The following is a 12,489-nucleotide window of genomic DNA, read 5'->3' as shown; positions in this document are numbered from 1 at the left end:
AACTTTTGCACGAAACGGCACATCTTCCAAAAGAGGGTTGTCAACCAAGTTTTGCACAAAACGGACTTTGATCCATTTCTAACTAAAATCTACAATCCAACCTCAGATTGCAAATAGCCAAAAAAACCAATGAGGGTAATAAATAATGATGAAGCGCAATATCCTGGCAGTGGTAGTCCCTGCCCTGCTGGTAGCCGGTGCAGCAAACGCTGCTGAAATCTATAACAAAGACGGCAACAAATTAGATCTTTACGGGAAAGCAGTTGGCCTGCATTACTTCTCTGATTACGCGGGCAACGATGGCGACAACACTTACGCGCGTCTGGGCTTCAAAGGTGAAACTCAGATCAACGATCAGCTGACTGGCTACGGTCAGTGGGAATACAACTTCCAGGGTAACAACTCTGAAGGTGGCGATGCACAGAACGGCAACAAAACCCGTCTGGCATTCGCAGGTCTGAAATTTGGTGACGCAGGCTCCTTCGACTACGGTCGTAACTACGGTCTGGTCTATGACGCAATCGGCATCACCGATATGCTGCCTGAGTTCGGTGGCGACACCGGCGCGAGCGATAACTTCTTCGCAGGCCGTACGGGTGGTCTGGCGACTTACCGTAACAGCAACTTCTTCGGCCTGGTTGACGGTCTGAACTTTGGTGTTCAGTACCTGGGCAAAAATGAACGTGATGACGCAGTACGTTCCAACGGTGACGGCTGGGCAACCTCTCTGAGCTATGATTTCGACGGTTTCGGCATTGTGGGTGCTTATGGTGCAGCTGACCGTACCAACAACCAGCAGACGCTGGAATGGGGTAAAGGTGACAAAGCTGAACAGTGGGCAACCGGCCTGAAATATGACGCGAACAACATCTACCTGGCAGCTATTTATGGCGAAATGCGTAACGCAGCGCGTCTGGGCAGCCGTGGTTTCGCTAACAAGTCTCAGGACTTCTCTGTCGTCGCTCAGTACCAGTTCGACTTCGGTCTGCGTCCATCCATCGCTTACTACAAATCTAAAGCGAAAGACGTAGAAGGTATCGGTGACGAAGACTACATCAACTACATCGACGTTGGTGCGACATACTACTTCAACAAAAACATGTCTACCTATGTTGACTATCAGATCAACCAGCTGAAAGACGACAACAAGCTGGGCATCAACAATGACGATATCGTGGCTCTGGGTCTGGTTTACCAGTTCTAATCAGCACACCTCGTTGTTATATGCTTAATGAACAGGGCTTCGGCCCTGTTTTTTTATTCCTGAGAGAAAATAATAGCGACTTTTGAAAAGCCGCACGCTTTTCGTCGCAAACGGTTGGCATTTTGTAAATCTACCGTTAACCTGATAGCGGATTTCACTTCTGTAATCACAATGGAACTTCGTCATGTTTGAGAACATTACTGCCGCTCCTGCCGACCCAATTCTGGGCCTGGCCGATCTGTTTCGTGCCGACGACCGCCCTGGCAAAATCAACCTGGGTATTGGTGTATATAAAGATGAAACCGGCAAAACTCCGGTACTGACCAGCGTCAAAAAAGCTGAGCAGTATCTGCTGGAAAACGAAACCACCAAAAACTACCTCGGTATTGATGGTATCCCTGAATTTGGTCGCTGCACCCAGGAGCTGCTGTTCGGCAAAGGCAGCACCATTGTGAGCGAAAAACGCGCCCGCACAGCGCAGACCCCAGGCGGTACCGGCGCACTGCGCGTGGCGGCAGATTTCCTGGCGAAAAACACCTCTGTGAAGCGTGTGTGGGTAAGCAATCCAAGCTGGCCGAACCACAAGAGCGTTTTTAATTCTGCGGGTCTGGAAGTGCGTGAATACGCCTACTACGACGCGGCAAACCACGCGCTGGATTTCGACGGTCTACTGGCCAGCCTGAGCGAAGCCCAGGCGGGCGATGTGGTGCTGTTCCACGGCTGCTGCCATAACCCAACCGGTATCGATCCTACGCTTGAACAGTGGGAACAGCTGGCTAAGCTGTCCGTTGAAAAAGGCTGGCTGCCGCTGTTCGACTTCGCTTACCAGGGCTTTGCCCGTGGTCTGGAAGAAGATGCAGAAGGTCTGCGCGCATTCGCCGCCGTCCATCAGGAGCTGATTGTCGCAAGCTCCTATTCCAAGAATTTTGGTCTGTATAACGAGCGTGTCGGCGCCTGTACGCTGGTGGCTGCTGACGAAGCAACCGTCGATCGCGCATTCAGCCAGATGAAGTCCGTGATCCGCGCTAACTACTCTAACCCACCGGCACACGGTGCGTCTGTGGTCGCGACGATCCTGAGCAACGATGCGCTGCGCGCAATCTGGGAACAAGAGCTGAACGATATGCGTCAGCGCATTCAGCGCATGCGTCTGCTGTTTGTGAACACGCTGGCTGAGAAAGGCGCTGACCGTGACTTCAGCTTCATCATCAAGCAGAACGGCATGTTCTCCTTCAGCGGCCTGACCAAAGAGCAGGTGCTGCGCCTGCGTGAAGAGTTTGGCGTGTATGCCGTTGCCTCTGGCCGCGTGAACGTTGCAGGTATGACGCCTGACAACATGGCGCCGCTGTGCGAAGCCATTGTCGCGGTGCTGTAACCTGCACCCATAAAAAAAGCCTGCATCGCGCAGGCTTTTTTATTTTACCGGGTTTACCAGACAGGCATTTCATCCTGAAGGAACGGGTTATGCAACCGCTCATCGCCCAGCGTCGACATCGGTCCGTGTCCAGGGATAAACGTCACATCATCACCTAACGGCAATAACTTCTGCTTAATCGACTGAATCAGTTGACCGTGATCGCCGCGTGGGAAATCGCTGCGTCCTACGCCCCCTTTGAAAATCACGTCACCGGAAATCAGCAGGCGCGACACGTCATCAAAGAAGACAATATGGCCGGGCGTATGCCCGGGGCAATGCAACACCTGTAAAGTTACATTCCCTACGTTAACGCGATCGTCTTCGTTCAGCCAGCGGTCCGGTGTCAGTGGCTGACAGTCATCCAGACCAAACATGCGGCTTTGGGCAGGTAGCCCCTGAAGCCAGAACTCATCTTCTTTTTCCGGGCCGATAATCGGCACACCGTAGTGTTCAGCCAGTTCTGCCGCTGCACCCACATGGTCGAGATGGCCATGGGTGAGTAAAATCTGCATCAGCGTTACACCGCTGGCAGCGACTTCCTGCTTGATTGTCTCAGCGTCGCCACCGGGATCAACAAGCGCGGCCAGTTTAGTTTGTTCACACCAGATCAATGAACAGTTCTGTGAGAACGCGGTAACCGGAATAATACGATAGTTCATACTGCTCCTGTGTTTCGTTATTACCAGTGCCGAACCGGCCCGGTATCAATATGCACAAAGTTGCTACGTGGGTAGTATCCTACACCACCTGCGCGCATAGATAACGCCGCTTTGCGAATATTGGCTAACGAAACGCCTTCAATATGGAAATCCATCGCCTGCCCTTTGGTGTGATAGCTTTTTTTCGCTACCCCACGGCTGTGGGCGCGCAGTTCATTGTTGGTATCCAGAGAGCGATAGCCAGAAATGAGTTGCACCGGCCTTTTGGTCCCCAGCAGTCCCTGCAAGCGGTAAAGCTGATCGAATAATCCAGGGTCGATGGCTTTGATTTTATTCGCGCGGAAATCACGGAAAAAATGGTTGAGTCTTGCTAATTCATCCTGAATATAGCCTCTGCCATCGAAAAATTCCGCTTTAAGCGTCTCACCAGTATGCAGATTGTTGAGCGTTAAAATACGCGGACGAGGTGTCGAGAGGGTGGCAAATGCTGGCGTCGGAAGGATGGCTGCTGCGCCCAGCGCAACGCCACCTAACGCCAGCAATTTGCGGCGATTAGCGTCAAATTTGTCCATGATAATCAGGTCTACAGGTAAAAGAAATTGTCAATATGCTTAGCGCACGAAGGGCACCATAACTGGCAAAGCTTGCTACGTCAAGGCGCCCAACCCCAGTGAATACGCGGCTTGCAGCCAGATCGCCTCATATTCACCATAACTTACGACAATCATTTTTACCGAACTACTTCATTTACCTGATTAATTGTTCCGCTTTTGGCAAAATTTGTGCGCCGGATCGCGCTGTCAGATCATAATTGTAAATATCTGTACGATACTGGGTGCGTCCGTCCGCGCCTACAAACGCCGTCAGATAGTAAAGATTGACCGGAATATTGTGGCGGATATTGACGTAACGCGTATCCCCCTGCTTCAGGGCATCTGATATCCGCGTATCGTTCCAGCCTGCATCCTGCAACAGCATATTCGCCAGCTCGGAGGCCTTGTTCACGCGGACACAGCCCGAGCTGAGTGCGCGTGCATCTTTCTGGAACAGATTATGGTTCGGGGTATCATGCAGGTAGATAGCGTCCGAACTTGGCATATTGAATTTGTAACGTCCCAGCGAGTTATGTGCGCCAGGTGCCTGCTGGAAACGAAACGGCAGGTTCGAAGGCGTAATCGTTGACCAGTCGACCATCCAGGGATCAATCGCTTCTTTGCTGTTCCAGCCACGCATCACCGTATAGTTATGTCGCTCCAGATAACCCGGGTCATTCCATACCTTAGGCAGGATATCTTTGCGCGCCAGCGTCGGCGGCACGTTCCACGGCGGGTTAACCACCACGTTATTCAGCGCGCTGCTCATCATTGGCGTTTTTCGGTCAGGTCGGCCGACAATCACGCGGGACGCCAGCACTTCGCTACCGTCCTGATAGTAGACCAGGGAGTACGCCGGAATGTTGACCATAATGCCGGTGGATAACGTGCCCGGCAGCAAGCGCAAGCGCTGGATATTCAACGCCAGCACTCCTGCCCGCTGGGCCGGAGAGACGTTCAGCCAGTCGCGAGTAGATGGACCAATCACGCCGTCAGCGCCAAGCCCCTGCGCGGCCTGGAACTGCTTCACTGCGGCGACCAGCTCGCGATCGTAAGCGGCGGGCTTATTGCTCAACGCAACGGCCGTTTTCTCTTTTACCGGCGCCGACGGGCTGACGACCGCATTTTGCGTCTCGTCACCGGGCAGCGCAATTTTAGGGCCGCTGTCGAGAATGCCGGAGCGTTTCATGATTTCGCGGATCGCAGGCACATCGCTGCTCCACTGCCCCGGACGCAGCGTTGTGGTGCCACGCAGCTGAGGCCACGGGCGGGAATCCGCAACCAGCTCAAGAAGCGACTGATGCATCGTGGCATATTGCGGATGGGCAGGCGCAAGGCTTGCGATAAAACGCGGCAGTTCGCCGTTATCCAGCGACAGCTGCCACTGATTAATGACGGACAGCGCAGGCGTCGCCAGCTTGTACGGTTTACTGCTGTATAACCAGCGGTTGCCGTTCACCGAAATCCCCGCCACAAACTGTAAGTAGCCCATCATGGCATCAGACAGCACCACGTCACGCGCCTGTCCGGAAACGGCAGGGTCGGTCAGGAGCTCAACCCAGGTCGTGAACTGCGGCTGAAAGCCTGCAATCGCCACTTCAGCCAGCTGCTGTTGGAAGGCTCGTACCGCCTCGCGATTTTCCCACATCGGTTTCATATCGCGCGCAGCGTAAAGCAGCGTGAGCTGGTTAATATAAGCGGGAGTATAGCCCGAGGGCAGGCCGGTCATAAGCTGCTGGCGTAATGATTCAGTATCGATGCCTTCCGGCAGCGGTTTAATGCCGGCCATGATGGCCGTCGCCGGAGACTGATCCAGCGGTTGTGACAGCGACGTCGGCTGCGCGCCCATCGTCGCGTAGCTGTCAGTCGGTACAATTTCAGGCTCATCGGCCTGAGCGGTAAACAGTGGAGCAAACATCACTGTCAGGCACAAACTCAGCGCAGACAGCTGACGACCACGATTTTTCTTAAGCAACATCCCTTGCCCCCTGTTTTTCACGACATGCCCATTATTCTGGAGCTTTCCTTCAGTATAGAAAGGCATACTCGCTGCTGCCTTACCTTATGTAAAGAAGTTTAAAGATAACGCAGCCCTGAACACAAGTTAAGTGAATAAAAAAAGCGGCGCATGAGCGCCGCTATTTGTCGCACCCCGGGTTAAGAGGCGTCAGCCGTGCCCGGTAATGACTCCGGTGGCTGCGGGGCGAAACCACGCAGGCCCACGACGTGTACGTGTTCACTGTTCTGAAACACCTTACGCACCAGCTTGTAGGTTGTCCCTTTTTCCGGACTGATGTTTTCCGGCGCCGCGATGATGAGCTGCATATCGAGTCGCTCGCAAAGCTCAAACAGCGTGGCGATGGAGCGGGCGTCGAGACGCGCGGCTTCATCGAGGAACAGCAGACGGCATGGCGAGATGTCTTTGCCGCGCAGACGACGCGCTTCATCTTCCCAGCTCTGCACCACCATCACCAGAATCGACATACCGGTACCGATAGCTTCACCGGTAGAGAGCGCACCGGATTCCGCGCGCAGCCAGCCGTCTGAGCCACGGTTAACCTCAACTTCCATTTCCAGATAGTTGCGGTAGTCCAGCAGCTCCTCGCCGATGGTTTGCGGCGTACGCTGGCCCATGTCAATCTGCGGATTCAGACGCTGATATAGCTTCGCCAGCGCTTCGGAGAAGGTCAGGCGGTTACTGTTGAACAGATCCTGATGCTGTTCGTGCTGTTCAGACAACACGTCCAGCAGCGTGGAGTGCGCCTCACGCACGTTCACGTTCAGCCGCACGCTGTTGACCTGGCCAAACGACACGCTTTGCAGGCCCTGGTTCAGCTGACGGATACGGTTCTGCTCGCGTTGAATGGTTTTACGAATAATATTCGCCACGCTGCGGGAGCTGATTGCCAGCTTCTGCTCGCGGGAGGTCAGCTCCTCCGTCAAACGGCCCAGCTCGATCTCCATCTGTTCGATCGCTTCCACCGGATCGTCGGTACGGATGATGTCCTGACGAATACGCTCGCGTAAGTGCTGATAAACCGCCACGAAGAACTGAATTTTGCGCTCAGGACGCTTCGGATCTTCGGACATACGCAGCACGTCGCGCAGGTGTTCGTTATCCGCCACCGCCAGACGCAGCGCGCCCAGCGCCTTATCCGACATAGAGCGCAGTTCATCGGCTGACAGGTACGCCAGCTCGCGACGATGCAGACGACGCTCCACGTTGTTATCTTTCACCATGCGCATCACCGCGCACCACCCCGCCTTCGCGGTCACAACCTGTTCACGCATCTCGTGATAGTCACGCTCCAGCTTGCGCAGGCGTCGCGTCAGGTTGTCCATCTCTGCTTCACAGAAGGTCAGCGCTTTTTCCAGCTGATTCCGACGCGCGCGGTTGTTGCTGAGCTGAGCATGCAGCTCATCGCGACGAATACGCGCCCGCTCTTCTGCACCGCTGTCGGCGCGAACGCCGATGTCCTGCAACTCTTTATGCAGATCGTTTAACAGCTCTTTCTTGGTGTCGAAGGAGCTTTTCAGCGAGGCCATGACCTGGCTGTACTGGCTCAGCTGTGCGGCGTGAGTACGCATCGCTTCACGGGCGCGCGTACGCTCTGCTTCGGCCTGCTCAAGACGCTGGCGCAGCTTTTCATTAAGATCGCTGTTCCCGCTCAGCATTTCTGCTGAATCGGAGTAGCCGAAGTGTGCGCGACGTTGCACCACTTCCGTCAGGGCAAACGCCTGCTGACGCGCTTCGCGCTGCACCTGCTGTGACCAGGCATAATCCTCTTTTAACTGCTCAAACTGTTCCGGGTCGCTCTGGAGAACGGAAACCATCGGCTCCAGTTTTGCCAGCTGATTGCCGTGCTGCTGCACAAAGCGCGCCGCTTCCTGCGCTTCGTCCAGACGTTCCTGAATTTCGTCCACGCGGTCGGCGAGCGTATCGTCCGCCAGCAGGTTCAGGCGCGGCAGGATGCGGTTAAGGGCCGCAACGCCCTCTTTCGCCTGCTCGAACTGCACGCGGCTTTGCTGGTTGTCATTTTCATGGCTGGCAAGCGCACGCTCCAGCTCTCCACGACGGGTGTTGAGCTTGCGAATTTCAGCTTCCGGATCGGGCTCAAAGGCAACGCCCAGGTGGCTGCCGATAAAGCGGCTGAACGCCTGATGCAGACGCTGCGTTTTTTGAACATCAAACGACAGGGTTGCAAAACGCTCAGAAAGCGTTTCGCGCTCAGCGTGCAGGCTTTCAATACGGTTTTCACGCGCGGCGCGGCCAAACAGCGGCAGTTCCGGGAAGCGCGAATAGCGCCACTGGCGATCGGCGATTTTCACCACCACCGCTTTTTCCAGCTCGTCGACGCTGAATACGCTGTCATCAAACGACTGCGGATCCCCTTCGATGAGGTAGAGATCTTCCGGGCAGTCTTCCAGCCCTGCAAGCTGGTCCGAAATCAGCGACAGATCCGGCACCACAATCGCGTTACGGGATGGACCGTACAGCGCGGAGAAGTACGGCGCATCGTCCAGGCCGACATCGTCGTAAATTTCAGACAGCAGCACGCCGCCGAAACGCTCGGCTAAGGCATTCAGGCGCGGATCTTCTGAGCCGCCAGGCTGGCTTAAACGCTCGATCTCTTCATCGACGTCACGCTTGCGCGCACCCACTTCGTCACGCTCAACAATCGCTTCACGCTCGCGCTCCAGCAGCTGTTGCATGTATTCGGTGACGTCCTGGCTGGAGGCAAACTCCTGGCCACACTGTTCGCTGAGCTGGTTCAGGCTGCTTTGTGCAGCCAGCCAGATCGGCGCACGCTGTAAGAGCGTCTTCGAACGCGACTGAAGCTGTTCCAGCTCCTGACGCAGCGTCATGCGCTGTTCGCTGGCGTTCGATACGGTATCCGACAGGGCCGCAATACGCGCTTCCAGCTCCTGGTGCAGGGCCTCAAGCTCGTCGAAATCGTAATTTTTACCCTGACGCTTGCAGAATTCCGCCAGCAGACGCTCGGCTTCCTGCTGTTCACGCAGACGCTGTTCCAGCTCGTTCAGGCGCATGCGCAGCGGCTGCACCTGTTCGGCCAGATGGCGTTGATTGACGCCGTCGCGCAGCAGCTCACGGGCAACGTCCCACGCTTCGTTACGCGCCAGCGGACCGTTGATCGCCACCACCAGCTGGTACGCCTGCTCAAACTGGCTATGCGCCGTTTGCGCCACGCTCATTTTCTGATCGAGAGAAAGCAGTTTCTCAGTGGCTTCCTGCTCTTTGGCCTGGAAGGTATCCAGCCATTCGTCAGCGCTTTCCGGGGTCAGGTCCGGCAGATGGCACAGCTCTTTGGCACGCTGCAACGCCTGCAATGCCTGGTTGTACTGAATCGCACGCGTCTGCTGCACATCCAGCGCCTGCTGGTAATCAGCAAGCTGGCTTTTCAGCTCATCCACTTCCAGCTCGGCGGCTTCCGCGCGGGCTTCGTTCTCTTCCTGCAAATCGGCGGCTTCGGCCACCACTTCATTTTGCTCTTCAAGACGAATTTGCAGCTCATCCAGATCGGCTTCATAGCGCTCGATTTTTTCCTGCTGACGCAGCGCGGTCTGCACCAGGTTCAGGTGATCGCTGGCCGCCTGGTAATCGGCTTCCAGATCCCCTTCCGCACCGTTGTGCTCGCCCAGTTCGCGCGCCATTTCGACATGCTTATACTGCTCAGCCACCAGCTGTTTGCGGGAGGTAAACAGCTCGCGGCGGTATTCCAGCGCCTGATCGAGATGAATACGGCGCTCGTTGGCGTGGCGCATATAGTCCGCCGCCACGTAGTTGGTGGCTTCGCTGATCAGGTGCTTAAACAGGTCGCGGTCAGACTGTGTGACGCGAATCGCTTCCAGCGTCATGCGGTTTTCACGCAGCGCGGCTTCCATATCCTGGAAGGCCTTACGCACGCCGCTGTTTTCCGGCAGCAGGTAGTCGCGCAGGGAGCGAGTAATGGCGCTGGAGATACCGCCGTACAGGGAGGCTTCAATCAGACGGTAGTATTTACTACGATCTGACGCGCTGCGCAGACGACGGGCTACCACGCCGAGATCGAACATCAGAGAGTGATAGTCGGTAATGGAGTTAAACTGCTTAAACTGCACGCCTTCGATAGCTTCCAGCTTGTCTTTCAGCTCCTGGAGCGTGAGGACGCGCGCCTGACGTTCATTCAGGGTTTCCGTCAGCAGCGCGGTCGGCTGTACGGAGGTTGGTAGTCCCTGGATCGCAAACGGTTTGATATCTACTTTACGGTCGCGGCCAGCAACCTGTTGCAGACGCACGCCTACAACCACGCGCTGATGGCGGGAGTTGATCACGTCCAGCACTGAATAACAGACGCCCGCTTTCAGCTTACCGTGCAGACCTTTATCACGAGAGCCGCTCGTGGCGCCCGCTTCAGTGGTGTTACGGAAGTGCAGCAGGGTCAGGTCAGGGATAAGCGCCGTCACGAAGGCCGCCATGGTGGTGGATTTACCCGCCCCGTTACCGCCGGAGAGCGTTGTCACCAGCTCATCCAGATCGAAGGTTCGGGCAAAGAAGCCGTTCCAGTTAATCAGCGTTAGTGAGCGAAATTTACCGCGTTCAATCATTACTCTTCCTCCCCGCTATCCGGCTGATTCTCTTCGTGCTCGTCATTGAGCTGCAAATGGTTTTCCACCGGCATCGCTTCACCGTCACGGATCATGCGCAGCTGCGCTTCACGCGCATCGTCACCCGCACGCACGTCGGCGCCAAAACGGAAGACCGATTCGGTAATACGGAACTTGCTGCTGTCGTGACCCATGAACCAGACCATTCCCAGACGGCGCAGACGGTTCAGGGAAGAGCGAACTTTTTCCTGTAATTTCTGACGGTCCAGATCGGACCCCGTTGAGCGGTTATTGACCAGCTTGAGCAGCTTGCTTTCATCCGCCAGCGACAGCAGCTCATCGTAAAGCTCCTGCTGGGTGAAGATCCCTTCATTCGCCAGACGTTCCGGGCTGAGATAGAGGTAGCAGAGAATTTTGCCGACCATCATATCCAGTTCGGAAAGCACCGAGCGCGGAATAAGCGTGGTAGAGCGCGGACGCAGGTAGAAAAACCCTTCCGGCGCGCGGATCAGCTCAACGTTATAGCGAGCGTAAAACTCTTCCAGGTACTCCTGAAAGTCCATCAAAAAGGCGTGATTATCCAGCTCGTCAAGGCCAATGTGACGACCGGCACGCAGCTGGCTATCCAGCGCCGGAAACAACGGATTCGCCAGCGCCTGTGCCAGCTTAACTGGCATCACGTGTTCAATATTTGTCAATGACATGCGCCTGTACCTTGGCTCCGTAATCGTTAATCAGCTGCCACTTCGGCGGCAGTCCGGTGAAATCGGCTTGTGCGATGCCCAGGCGCACCGCCTGGTCTACAACAATGCGGGCAACATCGAAGTGGCGCGCGCGCGGATACTGCGCCAGATAGTCGCGTACCACGAGGCCAAGATCCAGCGGTGCTTGTCTGGTTTTGTAGACAGCGAGCTGTTCTTCGATCATCGCCGCAAGCTGCTCGCGAATTTCGTTAAATTCTTCGTATTCCAGATCCGGTGGCAGTTCACCGGTGACCTCTTCATCACGCAGCGCCATCTCTTCGTCGCGCATATCCAGCAGACGATCGGCGTTGGCGTAGGTCAGCGCCCACGGCGCATCGAAGTAGGTCTGTACCGACTGGCGCAGACGTTGAGCAAAGACGCGATTCTTATCCATATCGATGGCGGTACGGATAAATTTATGCACGTGGCGGTCGTAACCGATCCACAGGTCGATCGACTGCTGGCCCCAGCTGATAATGCGGTCAAGCTTGCTCTGCAAATCAAACACCAGACGGTCGATAAAATGCAGATCGTCGTGCGCCATCGTCGCGTCCTGAATGCGCAGCAGATTGGCCTGTAGCTTATCTCCCGCCGCCTCCAGCGTATCCTGCAACTCACGCAGCGTACCGGACGTTTCTGACAGCAAGAGTTCACAGCTGGAGATGGCCGCACGCCAGTCTTTATTAAGCAGTTGAGCGATATCGTCTTTCACCTGCTGCTGCTGTTCGTCCATCAGACGTTGAGTCAGATCGATACTGTCGAAAATCTCGGCGACCGAGTATTTCAGCGGCGCGTAAACGTTGCGATGCCAGTGGAATTCGTCACCGTTTTCATCAGCCGCGTCGGCGGCACGCTTCAGCTCACCTGCAACAATAGAGAGCTGCATGGAGAGACGCAGCGTGGAAAATTCGCGCTGGCGGATGTAATAGTCGGTAATGCCAATGCCCAGTGGCGTAAGACGATAGATGGCGTTTCCTTCCGCCTGCTCGCTGGTAAAGCGGTTCAGCAGACGTTGACGCACCATATCATTGATTGCGTTGTTGGCACGCACGCTAATGGTTTCGCTGGTTTGCTCAAACGCATCACTGACGTGGCGGAACGCATCCACCAGTTCGCCTTCACTCATTTCGCCATCCAGGCGTTCGCCGTTTAGCGTCGCAACCGCCAGCAGGAATGAGAGTCTGTCTACCGGCAGCGAGATGGAGAAATCGTTTTTCCTGGCCCAGGCAACCAGTTCGGGGACTGTCTGGGAAAATTCACTCATAGA

General features: G+C 55.6%; 8 protein-coding genes. 2 read left to right on the top strand and 6 right to left on the bottom strand.

Annotated features, from left to right (window positions below; translation table 11 throughout):
* Positions 1-145: 145 nt before the first annotated feature.
* Complete coding sequence (gene ompF, locus ACOTX5_RS20150) at positions 146-1,204, top strand: porin OmpF (protein WP_017384819.1); 1,059 nt, start codon at positions 146-148, stop codon at positions 1,202-1,204.
* Positions 1,205-1,388: 184 nt separating this feature from the next.
* Positions 1,389-2,579 carry an amino acid aminotransferase gene (locus ACOTX5_RS20145; protein ID WP_017384820.1) on the top strand — a complete coding sequence of 397 codons (1,191 nt, stop codon included), beginning with the start codon at positions 1,389-1,391 and terminating at the stop codon, positions 2,577-2,579.
* 53 nt (positions 2,580-2,632) lie between these two features.
* Here the strand turns inward: ACOTX5_RS20145 and ACOTX5_RS20140 are convergent, their stop codons facing one another.
* The 6 genes from ACOTX5_RS20140 to mukF all read right to left on the bottom strand — a co-directional run bounded on the left by ACOTX5_RS20140 (position 2,633) and on the right by mukF (position 12,486).
* Positions 2,633-3,280: an MBL fold metallo-hydrolase gene (locus ACOTX5_RS20140; RefSeq protein WP_045338753.1), complete on the bottom strand. Its 648-nt coding sequence runs from the start codon at positions 3,278-3,280 to the stop codon at positions 2,633-2,635.
* A gap of 20 nt (positions 3,281-3,300) precedes the next feature.
* Positions 3,301-3,852 carry a YcbK family protein gene (locus tag ACOTX5_RS20135; RefSeq protein WP_003858202.1) on the bottom strand — a complete coding sequence of 184 codons (552 nt, stop codon included), beginning with the start codon at positions 3,850-3,852 and terminating at the stop codon, positions 3,301-3,303.
* Positions 3,853-4,027: 175 nt separating this feature from the next.
* Positions 4,028-5,851 carry a L,D-transpeptidase gene (gene ldtD / locus ACOTX5_RS20130; protein WP_032619971.1) on the bottom strand — a complete coding sequence of 608 codons (1,824 nt, stop codon included), beginning with the start codon at positions 5,849-5,851 and terminating at the stop codon, positions 4,028-4,030.
* 179 nt (positions 5,852-6,030) lie between these two features.
* On the bottom strand, positions 6,031-10,479 hold the full coding sequence (mukB, locus tag ACOTX5_RS20125) for a chromosome partition protein MukB (protein ID WP_045329586.1): 4,449 nt from the start codon (positions 10,477-10,479) through the stop codon (positions 6,031-6,033).
* The gene (mukE, locus tag ACOTX5_RS20120; RefSeq protein ID WP_017384823.1) at positions 10,479-11,183 is read right to left on the bottom strand and encodes a chromosome partition protein MukE; all 705 of its coding nucleotides are present in this window, start codon (positions 11,181-11,183) and stop codon (positions 10,479-10,481) included. The genes mukB and mukE overlap by 1 nt, the downstream gene beginning before the upstream one ends.
* The gene (gene mukF, locus ACOTX5_RS20115; RefSeq protein ID WP_045349199.1) at positions 11,164-12,486 is read right to left on the bottom strand and encodes a chromosome partition protein MukF; all 1,323 of its coding nucleotides are present in this window, start codon (positions 12,484-12,486) and stop codon (positions 11,164-11,166) included. The genes mukE and mukF overlap by 20 nt, the downstream gene beginning before the upstream one ends.
* Between the last annotated feature and the right edge of the window lie 3 nt (positions 12,487-12,489).

This window comes from Enterobacter cloacae complex sp. IR5441, assembly GCF_049238215.1.
Classification (GTDB): Bacteria; Pseudomonadota; Gammaproteobacteria; order Enterobacterales; family Enterobacteriaceae; genus Enterobacter; species Enterobacter hormaechei_C.
The sequence above is the reverse complement of the archived record's forward strand: the minus strand, read 5'-3'. Positions and strand labels throughout refer to the sequence as shown.

Coding starts and splice junctions, on each gene's coding strand:
- ompF (WP_017384819.1), top strand. CDS start 146: ATGATGAAGCGCAATATCCTGGCAGTGGTAGTCCCTGCCCTGCTGGTA.
- ACOTX5_RS20145 (WP_017384820.1), top strand. CDS start 1,389: ATGTTTGAGAACATTACTGCCGCTCCTGCCGACCCAATTCTGGGCCTG.
- ACOTX5_RS20140 (WP_045338753.1), bottom strand. CDS start 3,280: ATGAACTATCGTATTATTCCGGTTACCGCGTTCTCACAGAACTGTTCA.
- ACOTX5_RS20135 (WP_003858202.1), bottom strand. CDS start 3,852: ATGGACAAATTTGACGCTAATCGCCGCAAATTGCTGGCGTTAGGTGGC.
- ldtD (WP_032619971.1), bottom strand. CDS start 5,851: ATGTTGCTTAAGAAAAATCGTGGTCGTCAGCTGTCTGCGCTGAGTTTG.
- mukB (WP_045329586.1), bottom strand. CDS start 10,479: ATGATTGAACGCGGTAAATTTCGCTCACTAACGCTGATTAACTGGAAC.
- mukE (WP_017384823.1), bottom strand. CDS start 11,183: ATGTCATTGACAAATATTGAACACGTGATGCCAGTTAAGCTGGCACAG.
- mukF (WP_045349199.1), bottom strand. CDS start 12,486: ATGAGTGAATTTTCCCAGACAGTCCCCGAACTGGTTGCCTGGGCCAGG.